Source organism: Phenylobacterium sp., assembly GCF_036821595.1.
Taxonomy (GTDB): Bacteria; Pseudomonadota; Alphaproteobacteria; order Caulobacterales; family Caulobacteraceae; genus Phenylobacterium.
This window is the reverse complement of sequence record NZ_DAISJG010000058.1, coordinates 1-14,398: the sequence shown is the minus strand read 5'-3', so window position 1 is coordinate 14,398 and position 14,398 is coordinate 1. Positions and strand designations below refer to the sequence as shown.

Below are 14,398 nucleotides of genomic sequence, written 5' to 3'. Positions count from 1 at the left end.
GCGATCTTGAAGCGCAGGCCCCGGGTCATGGCGGCCATGGCGGCGACCGCGACCATGACCAGCGGGCTCAGGAAGGCGGTGACCAGGAAGGCGTAGTGCTGCGGGGTCTTGCCCGACAGGCTGAAGCGGTTGGCCTCGACCACGCCCTTCGGCAGGCGGTTGGCCAGGAAGCTCGCCACCTGCAGGGAGCCGCCCGGCCCCGACGGCTGCAGGGCGGTGTTCACCACCACGTCGGCGTCGGCGAAGCGGTAGAGGTGGACGGCGGAGACGTGGTCGGCGCCGTCCGGCCGGCTCCAGCCCACCGCCCTCACCTCCCGCACCGGGCCGGGCGGCAGGGCGCGGCGCACCTGCTCGAAGGCGGCGCGGCGGTCGCCCCGGGCCATGGCCGGCGACAGGCTGGCGTCGACCCGGCCCCAATCCCCCGCCTGGACGGCCGCGTAGAAGTCGCGCGCGGCGCGGTCGGCCCGGGGATCGAGCGGGGGCCGCGCGCAGCCGGCGACGAACAGCAGGGCCAGGAGGGCGAGCCAGGTCTTCATGCCGCCAGCTTAGCCGTTCGGCGCAACCTTACTAACTTGTAACGCCCACTACCTTGTGACGCACGCTACCTTGCGATAGAAGAACTCGTGAGGAGGCGCTCGTGCCCGAAGCCATCGAGATCCAGCTGAAGAAGGGAGCCCTCGAGCTCTGCGTGCTGGCGCTGCTCTCGCAGCACGACAGCTACGCCTACGAGATCGCCAGCCGCCTGGCCGACGCCATCGGCATGGGCGAAGGCACCATCTACCCGCTCATGCGCCGTCTGCAGAACGACGGCCTGGTGGAGACCTATCTGGTGGAGTCCACCGCTGGCCCGTCGCGGAAGTATTATCGGCTCACCGAGGCGGGAAAGCGGAGCTTCGAGTCGCAGAAGGCGTCCTGGAGGTCGTTCTCCGGCGCCGTGGAAGACATCCTGGGAGAGGCGCAATGACGCGTCAGGCGTTCCTGGCGAGGTTGCGGGAGGGACTGGGGGGTCTGCCCGCCCACGCCATCACCGACATCGTCGCCGACTACGAGACCCATTTCGCCGACGGCGCCGCCGCCGGCCGCAGCGAGGAGGAGGTGGCCGCCGCACTGGGCGATCCCTCCCGCCTGGCCCGGGAGCTCAAGGCCGAGGCCGGCCTCAAGCGCTGGGAGCAGGAGCGCAATCCGTCGGCCGCCGGCGCGGCGGTGTTCGCGGTGCTGGGGCTGGGGGCCATCGACATCATCTTCCTGCTGCCGATCCTGATGGCGGTGGCGGGGGCCGTGTTCGGCATCGGGGTGGCGGTGATCGCCGTCTTCTTCGCCGGCGGCATGGTGTTCGCCGCCGGACCCTTCACCGACCCGCCGGGCGGCCCGGTGACAGCGGTCCTGGCCGGGATCGGCCTGATGTCCGGCGCGGCCTCGGTGGGCGCGGTTCTGACCATAGTGGTGATCGGACTGGTCAACGCGCTCGTCTGGTACGGCCGGCTGCACTACCGCCTGCTGAAGCCCGCTCTCGAGCCGCAAACCCAAGGGGCAGTGCAATGATCCGCGTGCTTCTGATGATCGCCGTGGCCGGCTTCTTCCTGTCGCTGGTCACCCTGTCCACCGCCGTCGCCATCGGCGGCCCGGACGCGGTGGCCCGCGGGGCCTGGTCGTCGGGCGACTGGTGGGACTGGGACTGGGACGTGGACCACCACGTGGACGTCTCCACCCGGGACTCCGGCCCCGAGATCACCCGCGAGATCGCCTGGGCGGGCGGCGACAAGCTGGAGCTCGATGTGGCCGCCGAGGTCACCTACACCCAGGCCGAAGGGCCCGGGAAGCTGGTGATCACCGGCCCGCGCCGGGCGGTGGAACGGGTCGAGGTCAGCGACGACGGCCGGGTCTCCTACGAGCGGGGCACCCGCCGCCACGGCCGCCTGCAGATCGTCATGACCGCGCCGGCCGTCACCCGCTTCGAGCTGAACGGCGCGGACCGCCTGACGGTGGTCGGTTACCGTCAGGACCGCATGGACGTGCGGCTCTCGGGCAGCTCCGAGATGGTCGCCGAGGGCGAGACCGGCGTGGTCGAGGTGCAGATCAACGGCTCGGGCGAGGCCGACCTGGGCGGCCTGAAGGCGCGCGAGGCCTCGGTGGACATCTCGGGCTCCGGCGAGGCGAGGATCGCACCGACCGAGGCCGCGGACCTGGACATCTCCGGCTCGGGCGAGGTGACCCTGCTGACCAACCCCGCGCGGCTGACCTCCGACGTCTCCGGCTCCGGCACGGTGCGGCGCGAGGGCGACTAGGCCGGCCGGGTGCTAGGCGGGCCTGAAGCTCAGCGCCAGACCGTTGTTGCAGTAGCGCAGGCCGGTGGGCTTCGGCCCGTCGGGGAACAGGTGGCCCTGGTGGCCCCGGCACTGGGCGCAGTGGTACTCGGTGCGGCGCATGCCCAGGGTGTTGTCGACCTTGGTCCCGATGGCGCCCGGGATCACCCGGAAGAAGCTCGGCCAGCCGGTGCCGCTCTCGAACTTCCACTCCGAGCGGAACAGCGCCAGGCCGCAGCCGGCGCAGTGGAAGGTCCCGCGGCGTTTCTCGCGGTTGAGCGGGCTGGAGCCCGGCCGCTCGGTGGCCTCGTGGCGCAGGACGCGCCAGGCGTCGGGCGACAGGCGCTGCTTCCAGTCGGCGTCGGAGAGCCTGCGGTAGGGCGACCCCGCATAGGGGTCGGCGGCGGCCAGGGCCGACGTCGCGGGCGCGGCGCAGGCCAGGGCCGTCAGGGTCAGGAACCGGCGGCGGTCGATCGGGCTCATGACCGAATTACGTGGCCCGCCGCCGCAAAGATGCAAGCGCGGCCTAGAGGCCGGCGGCCTCGTCGAGACCCAGCATCAGGTTGAGGTTCTGCACCGCCGCGCCGGACGCACCCTTGCCGAGGTTGTCCAGCAGGGCCAGGAGGCGCGCCTGGCGGCCGTCGTCCGAGCCGAACACATGGAGCTTCATGCGGTTGGTGCCGTTCAGCGCCTCGGGGTCGAGGTCGGCGACGAAGCCGGCGGCGCCCTTGCGGCGCGCCTGCAGGTCGGCGGTCTCGTCGGTCCCGGCGACGGTCACGAACCGCTCGCCGGCATAGGCGGCCTCGAGGGCGGCGCGCAGGTCGGCGGGCGTGGGCTGGCCGGGGAGCGCCCAGAGCTGCAGCGGCACCTCGACGATCATGCCCTGCGCATAGCGGCCGACGGACGGGGCGAACACCGGCGGGTGGGTGAGGCCCGCGTGCTGCTGCATCTCCGGCAGGTGCTTGTGGGCGAGGGTCAGGCCATAGCTGCGGAAGGCGTCGGCGGAGCCGGCCGGCGGGGCGGCATCCTCGAACTCCGCGATCAGCCCCTTCCCGCCCCCGGAATAGCCGGAGACGGCGTTGACGGTCAGCGGGAAGTCGGCCGGGACCAGCCCGCGCTCCACCAGCGGCCGGACGAGGCCGATGAAGCCGGTGGGATAGCAGCCGGGGTTGGAGACCCGCAGCGACCGGCGGATCTGGTCGCGCTGGCCCTTGTCCATCTCCGCAAAGCCGTAGGCCCAGCTGCGCGAGACGCGGTGGGCGGTGGAGGCGTCCACGACCCGGACGTGGCTGGACGAGATCATCTCCACGGCCTCGACCGCCGCCTCGTCGGGCAGGCACAGGACGACGGCGTCGACGCCGTTCAGCAGCTCGCGCCGCGCGTCGGCGTCCTTGCGCCGGGCCGGGTCGATGGAAACCAGCTCCAGGTCGGCGCGGGTCTCGAGCCGCTGGCGGATCTGCAGGCCGGTGGTGCCGGCTTCGCCGTCGATGAAGACTGTCTGGGCCATGGAAGGAGATCCCGGAAAAGAGAAAGGGCGCCTCGGTTGCCCGAAGCGCCCCTTCCGTAAACGCGACTGATCGCGCGCGGCTCTAGCGCTTCGAGAACTGGAAGCTGCGGCGGGCCTTGGCCTTGCCGTACTTCTTCCGCTCGACGACGCGCGGGTCGCGGGTCAGCAGGCCGTGCGGCTTGAGCACGGCGCGCAGGCCGGGCTCGTAGTAGGTCAGGGCCTTGGAGATGGCGTGGCGCACGGCGCCGGCCTGGCCGGAGAGGCCTGAGCCTTCCACGGTGCAGATCACGTCGAACTGGCCGGCGCGGTCCGACAGCTCGAACGGCTGGGCGATCATCATGCGCAGCACCGGACGGGCGAAGTAGATCGCCTGGTCGCGGCCGTTGATGGTGATCTGGCCCTTGCCCGGCTTGATCCAGACGCGGGCGATGGCGTTCTTGCGCTTGCCGGTCGCGTAGGAGCGGCCCTGGGCGTCGATCTTCGGCTCGCGGACCACGGCCTCTTCGGCGGCGGCGGTGCCCATGCCCTTCAGGGCGTCGAAGCCGGTGGCTTCGGTGGTGTTGGCTTCGCTCATTACGCGCTCCGCACGTTCTTGGCGTTCAGGTCGGCGAACGCGATGGTCTCGGGGTTCTGGGCCTCGTGCGGGTGCTCGCCGCTGTTGTAGATGCGCAGGTGCGTCATCTGCTTGCGGGCCAGCGGGCTTTCCTTCGGCAGCATGCGCTCCACGGCCTTCTCCAGCACGCGCTCGGGATACTTGCCGCCGAGGATCTGGCCGGCGGTGCGCTGCTTCACGCCGCCCGGGTGGCCGGTGTGCCAGTAGAAGATCTTGTCGGAGAGCTTCTTGCCGGTGAACTTCACCTTGTCGGCGTTGATGACGACGACGTAGTCGCCGCAGTCGACGTGCGGGGTGTAGTCGGGCCGATGCTTGCCGCGAAGACGCATGGCGATGAACGAAGCCAGGCGGCCGACAACGGCGTCCTGGGCGTCGATCACGATCCACTTCTTCTCGACCTCGGCCGGCTTCAGCGAAGCCGTGGTGCTCTTCAGCATGAGGGTGCGATCCGTAGAGTTTAGGCGGGACCGTGACGCGCCCCGACGTGAGGCGGCGCATATGCCCAGCTACAGGCGCAAAGTCAACACCCCCAAGCGCGCACCGTCGGGGGAAATAGTAGCAAAATCCGCCGCTTAGCAATAGCGGTATTATTATACCGCGCTAAATTCGCCTCACGCGCCAGGCGAAGGCCACAGCCAGGCACAGGGCGATGGCCGCCACGAGCTGGTGGGCGATGCCGAGGCCGATGGGCACGCGGGCCATCAAGGTGGCGATCCCCAGCACGGCCTGGAAGACCACGGCGCCGGCCGTCGCCACGGCCAGCAGCTTGGATTCCGGGGCCAGGTAGTTCGACCGCCAGGCGCTCCAGCCGATGACGACCGCGACGACGGTGAGCAGATAGGCGAACAGACGGTGGTGGAGCTGCACCGCGCCCTGACTGTGGGCGATGGTGGCCCAGACCCCGCCCGCGGCGTAGTCGTCCGGGAACAGCTTGCCGGCGAACAGCGGGAAGTCGTTGTAGACCAGCCCCGCGTCGTTGCCGGCCACCAGCGCGCCCAGCAGGATCTGGACGTAGATCAGGAGCGTGAGCGTCACCGCCCGGCGGCCCCAGGGGCTGGGCAGGGTCTGGCGGGCCCAGCCGGCCCAGGCGTCGAGCCCCGTCCAGACGAGCGCGCCCAGGAGGGCGAAGGCCAGCCCCAGGTGGACCGTCAGCCGCTCGGGCGCCACCGACACCCGTTCGGACAGGCCGCTGGCCACCATCCACCAGCCGATCAGACCCTGCAGCCCGCCCAGGACGAACAGCAGGGCGAGCCGGACATAGAGCCGGCCGGGGATCTGGCGGCGCACCGCGAAGATCACGAAGGGCACGAAGAAGGCCAGGCCCACGACGCGGCCCAGAAGCCGGTGCGACCACTCCCACCAGTAGATGGTCTTGAACGCCTCCAGGCTCATGCCGCGGTTGACCTGCTGGTACTGCGGGATCTGCTGGTACTCGGCGAACGCCTGGCGCCAGTCGGCGTCCGACAGCGGCGGGATCGCGCCGGTCACCGGCTTCCATTCGGTGATCGACAGGCCGGAGTCGGTGAGCCGCGTCGCGCCGCCCACCACGATCATGGCGAGCACCAGGGCGGCCACGGCGAACAGCCAGACGGCGACGGCCCGGGACCGGTCGGAACGCAGGAACGAGGTCATGGAGCCGAAATCGCGCCGCTTTCAGGCTGAACTTTGGCGCTCCGCTAAACTGAAACGGCCGTTCCGTCCACGCCGCAGGCCCGCTATCACCGCCAGATGTTCGAAACCGCACGCGCCCGCAAGCTGATCGGCCTCGTCGGCCTGCTGGTCTTCATGGCCGCCTACATCTGGATCGTGGCGTCCGTGGGCGAGCTCGTGCCGAAGCACTGGGCCGCCCAGCTCGCCTACTACCTCGTGGCCGGCGTGCTCTGGGGCGTGCCGGTGCTGCCCCTGTTCCGCTGGATGAACGCCGGGCGCTAGGGGGGCGGCCGTTTGGGGATTGCGGCGCCGCCCCGCCCCTGCCTATAAGGCCCGCCTCGCCGACCGGCCTGCGGAGCGTAGCGCAGCCTGGTAGCGCACTTGACTGGGGGTCAAGGGGTCGCAGGTTCAAATCCTGTCGCTCCGACCAGCGGCCGGCGGCGAGGAATTTCCTACACATCCAGGGGCTAGTGCTTGAGCAGGCCGTCGAGGCGGGCCTTGGCGCCTTCGAGTTCGGCGAGCATGGCGACGAGGCGGGCGCGGGCGGCCTCGTCGAGGTCGGCGGCGTGCGGTTCGGCGAGGTCCTCGGCCATGGGCGGGGCCACGCCCTCACCCTCCCCGGCGGCGACCAGGCGGCGGACGCCCTGCTCGCGGTGCAGGCGCTGGACGCCCTTGATGGTGTAGCCCTCGTCGTGCAGCAGGCGGCGCACGCCCTTGAGCACGGCGATGTCCTGCGGCCGGTAGAACCGCCGTCCGCCGGCCCGCTTCATGGGGCGGATGAAGGAGAACTTGGTTTCCCAGAACCGCAGCACGTGCTGGGGCACGTTCAGCTCGTCCGCCGCTTCGGAGATCGTCCGAAAGGCTTCCGGGCCCTTGGCCATGGCGGCTACGCGGTCCTCACCGCGAGAGGGCGCGGTCGACCCGCGCCTTCATCACCTGGGACGCGCGGAAACCGATCACGCGGCGCGGCTCGATGGCCGCCGGCTCCCCGGTCTTGGGATTGCGGCCCATGCGGGCGCGCTTGGCGCGGACCTGGAAGACGCCGAAGCCCGACAGCTTGACCTGTTCGCCCTGCTCCAGGGCCTGGGCCATCAGCTCGAGAACCCGCTCGACCAGCTCGCTGCAATCCTGGCGTGTGAGGCCAACCTCCTCGTGGACCGACTCGCACAGGTCGGCCCGCGTCACCGTCGCGCCCTTCATCGTCGCCCCGTTCCCCGCAGCGATGCTGTTCATAGTCCTTGATTGTCTTATCAGGACAAGGACTTCAAGGGTCCGATTGCAGAACGCGGTTAAGGCGGGTTCCTAAAGCCTCACCACGCAGGCGCCCCAGGTGAGCCCGCCGCCCATGGCTTCGAGCAGCAGGAGGTGCCCCGGTTGTATCCGGCCGTCCTGCACCGCGGCGTCCAGCGCGAGCGGGATCGAGGCGGCCGAGGTATTGGCGTGATGCCTCACCGTGGTGACCACCTTGTCCTCGTCGATGCCGCAGCGGTGGGCGACGCCCTGCAGGATGCGCAGGTTCGCCTGGTGGGGGATGAACCAGTCGACCGCGCCCACCTCCACGCCCGCGTCGGCGGCGGCGGCGTTGATCGCCTCGGAGATGTTGACCACGGCGTGGCGGAACACCTGGTTGCCCTGCATCCGCAGATAGCCGACCCGGCCGTCGGTGGACGGCCCGCCGTCGACGTAGAGCAGGTCCTGCTTGGTCCCGTCGCAGCGCAGGGCGAAGCCCAGCAGGCCGCGGTCCTCGGTGGTCCCCTCGCCTTCCTGCGGCTCGACCACGACCGCGCCGGCGCCGTCGCCGAACAGCACGCAGGTGCCGCGGTCGGTCCAGTCCATCAGCCGGGTCATGGCGTCGGCGCCGATCACCAGGGCGCACTTCGACCGGCCCCGGCCCACGAAGCCGTCGGCGACCGACAGCGCGTAGACGAAGCCCGAGCAGACGGCCTGGACGTCGAAGGCGATCCCCACCGGGCAGCCCAGCTTGCGCTGGACTATGGCGGCGGTGGCCGGGAAGGTCAGGTCGGGGGTGGTGGTGGCCACCACGATCAGGTCCACGTCCTGCGGCGTGCGGCCGGCGGCGGCCAGGGCCCTGCGGGCCGCGGCCACGGCGAGGTCGGAGACCGGCTCGTCATCGCGCACCTTGTGGCGCTGCTCGATGCCGGTGCGCTCGCGGATCCATTCGTCGGAGGTGTCGACGAACTTCGCGAGGTCGTCGTTGGTGACGACCTGTTCCGGAAGGTAGCCGCCGACCCCGGTCACGACGCTACGCAGGACCTTAGACACTCAGGCGGCTCCATCGGCGGCTGGCTCCGGGCTCGTCTCGGCGAGCGCGGCGGGCAGCCTGGTCATATTCCGTTCGATCTCGGCGGCGAAGTCGCTTTGCGCCAGATCGAGTGCGACACGAAGCGCCTCGGAGACGTCGCGGGCGCTGGCGCCCCCGTGGCACTTGAGCACGATGCCGTTGAGGCCGAGCAGCGGGGCGGCGCCCGGCGGGCTCATGCGCTCGCGGAACTTCTTCAGCGCGCCCTGGGCGACCAGGGCCCCGGCGGTGGCGACGGGGCTGGAGGTCAGGGCGCCCTTGAGTTCGCTGGTCATGAAGCGGGCCGCGCCCTCCATGGCCTTCAGCGCGACGTTGCCGGTGAAGCCGTCGGTGACGATGACGTCCACCGTGCCCTTGGTGATGTCGTCGCCCTCGACGAAGCCGCGGTAGTCGAGATCCAGGCCCCCCTCGCGCAGCACGCGATGGGCCTCGCGGACCTCCTCGTGGCCCTTCATCTCCTCGGAGCCGACGTTGAGCACGCCCACCGTTGGGCGCGCGGCCTTGTGCACCGCCCGGTGGTAGGCCTCGCCCATGATGGCGAACTCGACCAGGCGCTCGGCGTCGCAGTCGACGTTGGCGCCGACGTCCAGGAAGGTGGTGACGCCCCTGGGGGTCGGGATGCCGGCGACCAGGGCCGGGCGGTCGAGGTCGGCGCTCATCCGCAGGATCAGCTTGGAGATCGCCATCAGGGCGCCGGTGTTGCCGCAGGAGACGGCGGCCACCGCCTCGCCCTCGCGGATCGCCTCGACGGCGTTCCACATGGAGGTGCCCTTGGCCCGGCGCAGGGCCTGGGCCGGCTTCTCGTCCATGGCCACCACGCGATCGGCGTGACGGACTTCGGCGCGGTCGGCCAGGCCCCTGCAGCGCGCCACCTCGGCGGAGATGGCGGCCTCGTCGCCGTGCAGCAGGAAGCGGACGGCGGGCGGCAGGATGGCCAGGGCGCGCGCCACGCCGGGGACCACCACGGACGGGCCGTGGTCGCCGCCCATGGCGTCGATCGAGATCACCAGCGGATGGGTCAAATGGAGCGCCTGGTCCCTCGGCCGCGCGGAATCGTTCCGGACGATACCGCCCGCGGCGCCTCAGTTGCAAACCGGGGCGGCTTAGCCCTCGGGGTCTTTCAGCTTCCTCAACACCGCGAAGGGGGATTCCTCCTGCGTCGACGGCGTGTAGTCGAATTCGGCGCCGGGCTTTCGGGGGAACGGGTCCACCTCGAGCGCCAGGTGCTCGACCACATAGCCGGCGAGGTCGACGGCGTCGCCGTCCAGCACGTCCGGCGGGTCGGGCGCGTCGGCGTCCAGCTCCACCTCGCCGCCCTCCGCGGCGGGGGCGTGGGGGCTCCCCTGCGGCACGGCGCGGACCTCGATCCGGCCTTCCAGAGTCTGCTGGAACGGATCGAGGCTCACCGAGCAGATCTGCTCGACCACGGCGCGGAAGCGGCCGGTGATCTCGGCGCCGTCCAGCCAGGGCTTCACGGTGAGGCTGGCGGTGAGCGCCGGGAGGCTCTCCAGCCCCAGGTCGTGGGCCACCTTGGCGCGCTGGGCGGCGTCGGGCTCCAGGGTGAGGGTGACCGCCCCCCGGCCCAGCTCGTGGAGGCGCAGCGGCCTCGTCCAGTCGGCGCTCATGCGGCCCTCCAGTCCACGTCGCCCTTCAGCAGGCCGGCCGCCGGCTGGGCGGCCAGGTGGTCGCGCTGGGCGAGCACGTAGTCGGCCATGGCGGCCGCCCTCGCCTCGTCCGCGCCGGCATAGACCGTGCGGGCGATCAGCGCCTCCAGGGGCCCGCGGTCCGGCAGGGCCTCGAAGGCGCCGTGGTAGTTCTTCGCCCGGCCGAAGAAGGCCTCGCCGAGTTTGCGCATCTTCTTGCCGACCGAGAGGTCCCCCACGCCCATCTCGCGAAGCGCGTCGTCCAGCGACTTCACATAGGCGTCGAACAGAGCCTGGGAGGCCTCGGCCGCCGCCGCGCCCTCGCCGCGCAGGCGCTCCAGCAGCAGGACCACGTGCAGGCTGTAGACCTCGAACCGGCCCTCCACGGTGTCCGGCGCGCCGAGCGCCTCGTAGAGCGTGGGCGTCCGCGCCTGGGCCACCGCGGCGGCGTAGAGCGCCTTTCCGGTGGTCTGGGCGGGGCGCGGTCTGAACAGGCGCTGGAGCATGCGCGGCCTCTATTTCGCCCAAGGGCGCGGCTAAAGCAGCCGTTGAACTAGTGGGCGGCGACGGATAGGTCAAAGCCTCGAACAAGCAACGGGTCCCGACCGCACATGTTTCGCCGCGCCGCCTTCGCCGCCCTCGCCGCCGGTCTCATGACCACGGCCGCCTGCGCGCCGATCACCACCTACTCCGGCTTCCAGGCGATCGAATCGGACCCGAAGGACGTGGTCGTCGGCACGGACACCAAGTCGACGGTGCGCGGCAAGCTGGGCTCGCCCTCGGCCACCTCGACCTTCGACCCGAACGTCTGGTTCTATATGAACCAGATCAAGCAGCGCGTCGCCTTCCGCCGGCCGCAGGTGACCGCCCGCAACGTCACCGCCATCGTCTTCAACAAGGAGACCGAGGTGGTGGAGACGGTGAACAACTACACCCTGAAGGACGGGAAGGTCATCGCCTACAACAACCGCGAGACCCCGACCCGCGGCCGCGAGCTGACCGTGCTCGAGCAGCTTCTGGGCACCGTGGGCCGCGGCGGCATGCTGCCCCGCGACGACGAGGGCGTCCCCGGCAACCGCCCCGGCGACCGGCGGTAACAGCGCCTTCCCTCCCCTTCATGGGGAGGAAAAGGGAAACGAAAAACGCCCCGGAGATGGCTCTCCGGGGCGTCTTCCGTTCCGGCTGGGCCGGGATCTAGCCGACCACGCCGTGGGCCAGGACCGCCAGGAGCAGCAGGGCCACGATGTTGGTGATCTTGATCATCGGGTTCACGGCGGGGCCCGCCGTGTCCTTGTACGGGTCGCCGACGGTGTCGCCGGTGACCGCGGCCTTGTGGGCCTCGGAGCCCTTGCCGCCGAAGTGACCTTCCTCGATCAGCTTCTTGGCGTTGTCCCAGGCGCCGCCGCCGGAGGTCATCGAGATGGCCACGAAGAGGCCGGTCACGATCACCCCCATCAGCATGGCGCCCAGGGCGGCGAAGGCGTCGGCCTTGCCGGCGATGGCGTTGATGATGAAGAACAGCAGGATCGGGGTCACGACCGGCAGCAGCGACGGCACGATCATCTCGCGGATCGCGGCCTTGGTCAGGATGTCCACGGCGCGGCCGTACTCCGGCTTCACCTCCCCGGTCATGATCCCGGGGTTCTCCTTGAACTGCCGGCGCACCTCGGCGACGACGGCCTCGGCCGCCCGGCCCACGGCGGTCATGGACAGGCCGCCGAACAGGAAGGGCAGCAGCCCCCCGAACAGCAGGCCCACGACGACGTAGGGGTTGGAGAGGTCGAAGGCGACCGTGCCCAGGCCCTCGAAGAACGAGCCCGGCGCGGCGTTGGCCGAGAAGAACTTCAGGTCCTCGGTGTAGGCGGCGAACAGCACCAGGGCGCCGAGGCCCGCCGAGCCGATCGCATAGCCCTTGGTCACCGCCTTGGTGGTGTTGCCAACGGCGTCGAGGGCGTCGGTGGAGACGCGGACTTCCGGCGGCAGGCCCGCCATCTCCGCGATCCCGCCGGCGTTGTCGGTCACCGGGCCGAAGGCGTCCAGGGCGACGATGAAGCCGGCCAGCGACAGCATGGCGGTGGTGGCGATGGCGATGCCGAACAGGCCCGCCAGGCCGTAGGCGACGATGATGCCGACGATGATCGTCAGGGCCGGCAGGGCCGTCGATTCCAGGCTCATGGCGAGGCCCTGGATGACGTTGGTGCCGTGGCCGGAGACCGAGGCCTTGGCCACCGACTTCACCGGCCGGAAGCCCGTGCCGGTGTAGTACTCGGTGATCACCACGATGGCCGCCGTGACCGCGAGGCCGACGACGCCGCACCAGAACAGGTCCATGGCCCCGAAGGCCGAGCCGTCGGCCATGGTGACCGTGCCGGGCACCAGGGCGTCGGTGACGAACCAGATGGCGACGAGCGAGGTCAGGCCGGTGACCACGAGGCCCTGGTAGAGGGCGCCCATGATGTTGCGGCTCTTGCCCAGGCGCACGAAGAAGGTGCCCAGGATCGAGGTGACGATGCAGGCGCCGCAGATGGCCAGCGGCAGCAGCATCATGTCGAACTCGAAGCCGGTGCCACGGAAGAAGATCGCCGCGAGCACCATGGTGGCGACCGTGGTCACCGCATAGGTCTCGAACAGGTCCGCGGCCATGCCGGCGCAGTCGCCGACGTTGTCGCCGACGTTGTCGGCGATGGTCGCGGCGTTGCGGGGGTCGTCCTCGGGGATGCCGGCCTCGACCTTGCCGACCATGTCGCCGCCCACGTCGGCGCCCTTGGTGAAGATGCCGCCGCCGAGACGGGCGAAGATGGAGATCAGCGAAGCGCCGAAGCCCAGCGCGACCAGGCTGTCGACCACGTCGCGGCTGGTGGCGTCCAGGCCCATCGGGCCGGTGAGCACCGCGAAGTAGACCGTCACGCCCAGGAGCGCGAAGCCCGCGACCAGCATGCCGGTGACCGCGCCGGAGCGGAACGCCAGCGACAGGCCCCGGTCCAGGCTCTCCGAGGCCGCCTGGGCGGTCCGGACGTTGGCGCGCACCGAGATCAGCATGCCCGCGAAGCCGGCGAGGCCCGACAGGATGGCGCCGATCGCGAAGCCGACGGCGGCGAGCGGGCCGATCAGCAGGGCGACGATGATCAGGATGACGACGCCGACGATGGCGATGGTGGTGTATTGCCGCTTCAGGTAGGCCTGCGCCCCCTCCTGGATGGCGGCGGCGATCTCCTGCATGCGCGCCGATCCGGCCGAAGCCTTCAGCAGCATGCTGGTCTGCACCGCCCCGTAAAGGACGGCCAGTAGGCCGGCGATGATCACCAGCGTAAGCGTACTCATGTGTAGCGCACCCCTTTGCGATTGCGCGGAGGGGACTTCGCCGGCGATCTCAACTTACGGCCGCCGGAGCTCTCCCAACCCCTTTGGTTTCCCCCTGATCGGAGCGCATTCCTAACGGCGCTCCTGAACAGACGGCGGGGACACTGCCAAGGAACGGGCGCCTGCGCAACGGCTGACGAAACGCCGCTCTCCTGACGCCGGGTCAGGTGGTGAGCACGGCTTTCGGCGGTGTCGACGACGGCCTGGGGACCTTTGCGCGATGGCGCGGGGCCTGGGAGGTGACCACCACGGACTTCACCACGCCGGGCCCGGCGATGGCGACGGCGTCGCGCATCAGGCTGGCGCTGAGCCGCGCGGCGTCGATCTTCTGGTAGTCGCCCTTCAGGGTGAAGGGCGTGCGGTGGCCGACGCGCACCAGGGCGTCGCGGAAGAACGGCTCGCGGGCCCGCCAGTGGGAGGTGTTGGCGCCGCCCGTCAGGTTGATGCGCACATAGACGAAGACGTAGTTGACCAGCTGGCCCTCGGCGACGATCGGCAGGCCGACCGGAGCCAGGTCGACGTACTGGCCCACGTCCTTGGGCGCGGCCTCCTTCTTGCCCCCGCCCGCGGCGGCGGCGGGCTGGGCGGCCGTGAGCAGGACGGCGGCGGCGATGAGGGCGCGGCGGAACATCGTCCACCGCTTACAGCACAGGGGTTTCCGCGAGGTTGAGACGCCCCGGCAAGCGTGACCGTCCCGGCGAACAGTGATACCCTCCGGCAAAATAATCGGGAGGAGTCAGGGACATGTCGGTCTCCAGGCGTCAGGCCGCCGCGGGCCTGATGACCCTCGCCGGCGCGGCGATGCTGCACTTGTCGGGAATCACCCCCGCGCTCGGCCCGGCGACCGCCGCTGCGGCAATCGCCGCAGCAACGACCGCGAAGGACATGGGCGTCGCGGTCAGCTTCGACGGCAATTACCGCGCACGCCTGTGGGAAAGCTGGGACAGCAACCCGCGCGCGGTGCTGACCGAGCTGGTGAGCCTCGCCGACACGATGTTCGGC

19 protein-coding genes, 1 tRNA gene and 1 pseudogene are annotated in these 14,398 nt (G+C 70.7%); 7 read left to right on the top strand and 14 right to left on the bottom strand.

The window, feature by feature from the left end; translation table 11 throughout:
* A partial coding sequence (locus tag V7Z97_RS16845) for a hypothetical protein (protein ID WP_334164595.1) occupies positions 1 to 536 on the bottom strand: 536 nt, incomplete at its 3' end.
* Positions 537 to 637: 101 nt separating this feature from the next.
* Here V7Z97_RS16845 and V7Z97_RS16840 point away from each other — a divergent pair.
* Genes V7Z97_RS16840 through V7Z97_RS16830 form a run of 3 tightly spaced genes read left to right on the top strand, consistent with a single transcriptional unit; the run spans position 638 to position 2,285 of the window.
* Positions 638 to 964, top strand: a complete 327-nt coding sequence (locus tag V7Z97_RS16840) for a PadR family transcriptional regulator (RefSeq protein WP_334164594.1) — start codon at positions 638 to 640, stop codon at positions 962 to 964.
* A complete protein-coding gene (locus tag V7Z97_RS16835; RefSeq protein WP_334164593.1) occupies positions 961 to 1,542 on the top strand; it encodes a DUF1700 domain-containing protein in 582 nt (193 codons plus the stop codon). Before V7Z97_RS16840 ends, V7Z97_RS16835 begins: the two co-directional genes overlap by 4 nt.
* Positions 1,539 to 2,285, top strand: a complete 747-nt coding sequence (locus tag V7Z97_RS16830) for a GIN domain-containing protein (protein WP_334164592.1) — start codon at positions 1,539 to 1,541, stop codon at positions 2,283 to 2,285. Before V7Z97_RS16835 ends, V7Z97_RS16830 begins: the two co-directional genes overlap by 4 nt.
* A gap of 12 nt (positions 2,286 to 2,297) precedes the next feature.
* Here the strand turns inward: V7Z97_RS16830 and msrB are convergent, their stop codons facing one another.
* The 5 genes from msrB to V7Z97_RS16805 all read right to left on the bottom strand — a co-directional run bounded on the left by msrB (position 2,298) and on the right by V7Z97_RS16805 (position 6,055).
* Positions 2,298 to 2,786, bottom strand: a complete 489-nt coding sequence (gene msrB, locus V7Z97_RS16825) for a peptide-methionine (R)-S-oxide reductase MsrB (protein WP_334164591.1) — start codon at positions 2,784 to 2,786, stop codon at positions 2,298 to 2,300.
* A 43-nt stretch (positions 2,787 to 2,829) separates the two neighbouring features.
* On the bottom strand, positions 2,830 to 3,810 hold the full coding sequence (argC, locus tag V7Z97_RS16820) for an N-acetyl-gamma-glutamyl-phosphate reductase (RefSeq protein WP_334164590.1): 981 nt from the start codon (positions 3,808 to 3,810) through the stop codon (positions 2,830 to 2,832).
* Positions 3,811 to 3,892: 82 nt separating this feature from the next.
* Positions 3,893 to 4,384: a 30S ribosomal protein S9 gene (rpsI, locus tag V7Z97_RS16815; RefSeq protein WP_334164589.1), complete on the bottom strand. Its 492-nt coding sequence runs from the start codon at positions 4,382 to 4,384 to the stop codon at positions 3,893 to 3,895.
* Positions 4,384 to 4,857, bottom strand: coding sequence for a 50S ribosomal protein L13 (rplM, locus tag V7Z97_RS16810; RefSeq protein WP_334164597.1), 474 nt, complete (start codon positions 4,855 to 4,857; stop codon positions 4,384 to 4,386). Before rplM ends, rpsI begins: the two co-directional genes overlap by 1 nt.
* A 166-nt stretch (positions 4,858 to 5,023) precedes the next feature.
* Entirely contained in the window at positions 5,024 to 6,055 is a 1,032-nt protein-coding gene (locus V7Z97_RS16805) for a COX15/CtaA family protein (RefSeq protein ID WP_334164588.1), read from the bottom strand.
* 96 nt (positions 6,056 to 6,151) lie between these two features.
* Here V7Z97_RS16805 and V7Z97_RS16800 point away from each other — a divergent pair, with 96 nt between their 5' ends.
* Positions 6,152 to 6,355, top strand: coding sequence for a DUF2842 domain-containing protein (locus V7Z97_RS16800; protein WP_334164587.1), 204 nt, complete (start codon positions 6,152 to 6,154; stop codon positions 6,353 to 6,355).
* A gap of 71 nt (positions 6,356 to 6,426) precedes the next feature.
* Positions 6,427 to 6,503 (top strand) — tRNA-Pro (locus V7Z97_RS16795).
* A 37-nt stretch (positions 6,504 to 6,540) separates the two neighbouring features.
* On the opposite strand, the gene V7Z97_RS16790 is transcribed toward V7Z97_RS16795, so the two are convergent.
* The 6 genes from V7Z97_RS16790 to V7Z97_RS16765 all read right to left on the bottom strand — a co-directional run bounded on the left by V7Z97_RS16790 (position 6,541) and on the right by V7Z97_RS16765 (position 10,542).
* Positions 6,541 to 6,954, bottom strand: a complete 414-nt coding sequence (locus V7Z97_RS16790; RefSeq protein WP_334164586.1) for a MerR family transcriptional regulator — start codon at positions 6,952 to 6,954, stop codon at positions 6,541 to 6,543.
* Between the two features lie 16 nt (positions 6,955 to 6,970).
* On the bottom strand, positions 6,971 to 7,273 hold the full coding sequence (locus V7Z97_RS16785; RefSeq protein WP_334164596.1) for an integration host factor subunit alpha: 303 nt from the start codon (positions 7,271 to 7,273) through the stop codon (positions 6,971 to 6,973).
* Between the two features lie 102 nt (positions 7,274 to 7,375).
* Positions 7,376 to 8,356: a beta-ketoacyl-ACP synthase III gene (locus V7Z97_RS16780; RefSeq protein WP_334164585.1), complete on the bottom strand. Its 981-nt coding sequence runs from the start codon at positions 8,354 to 8,356 to the stop codon at positions 7,376 to 7,378.
* The gene (gene plsX / locus V7Z97_RS16775) at positions 8,357 to 9,415 is read right to left on the bottom strand and encodes a phosphate acyltransferase PlsX (protein WP_334164584.1); all 1,059 of its coding nucleotides are present in this window, start codon (positions 9,413 to 9,415) and stop codon (positions 8,357 to 8,359) included. It abuts the gene before it with no gap.
* Positions 9,416 to 9,496: 81 nt separating this feature from the next.
* Positions 9,497 to 10,018 carry a YceD family protein gene (locus V7Z97_RS16770; protein WP_334164583.1) on the bottom strand — a complete coding sequence of 174 codons (522 nt, stop codon included), beginning with the start codon at positions 10,016 to 10,018 and terminating at the stop codon, positions 9,497 to 9,499.
* Complete coding sequence (locus V7Z97_RS16765) at positions 10,015 to 10,542, bottom strand: ubiquinol-cytochrome C chaperone family protein (protein WP_334164582.1); 528 nt, start codon at positions 10,540 to 10,542, stop codon at positions 10,015 to 10,017. The genes V7Z97_RS16770 and V7Z97_RS16765 overlap by 4 nt, the downstream gene beginning before the upstream one ends.
* Before the next feature lie 105 nt (positions 10,543 to 10,647).
* Between V7Z97_RS16765 and V7Z97_RS16760 the strand changes: the two genes are divergently transcribed.
* Complete coding sequence (locus V7Z97_RS16760) at positions 10,648 to 11,133, top strand: outer membrane protein assembly factor BamE (RefSeq protein ID WP_334164581.1); 486 nt, start codon at positions 10,648 to 10,650, stop codon at positions 11,131 to 11,133.
* Between the two features lie 97 nt (positions 11,134 to 11,230).
* Here V7Z97_RS16760 and V7Z97_RS16755 read toward each other — a convergent pair whose 3' ends face one another.
* Together V7Z97_RS16755 and V7Z97_RS16750 are read right to left on the bottom strand one after the other, a co-directional pair.
* Entirely contained in the window at positions 11,231 to 13,357 is a 2,127-nt protein-coding gene (locus V7Z97_RS16755; RefSeq protein WP_334164580.1) for a sodium-translocating pyrophosphatase, read from the bottom strand.
* Between the two features lie 202 nt (positions 13,358 to 13,559).
* Positions 13,560 to 14,027, bottom strand: a complete 468-nt coding sequence (locus tag V7Z97_RS16750) for a hypothetical protein (RefSeq protein WP_334164579.1) — start codon at positions 14,025 to 14,027, stop codon at positions 13,560 to 13,562.
* A gap of 113 nt (positions 14,028 to 14,140) precedes the next feature.
* Between V7Z97_RS16750 and V7Z97_RS16745 the strand changes: the two are divergent.
* Positions 14,141 to 14,398, top strand: a pseudogene (locus V7Z97_RS16745) (hypothetical protein); the annotation flags it as partial.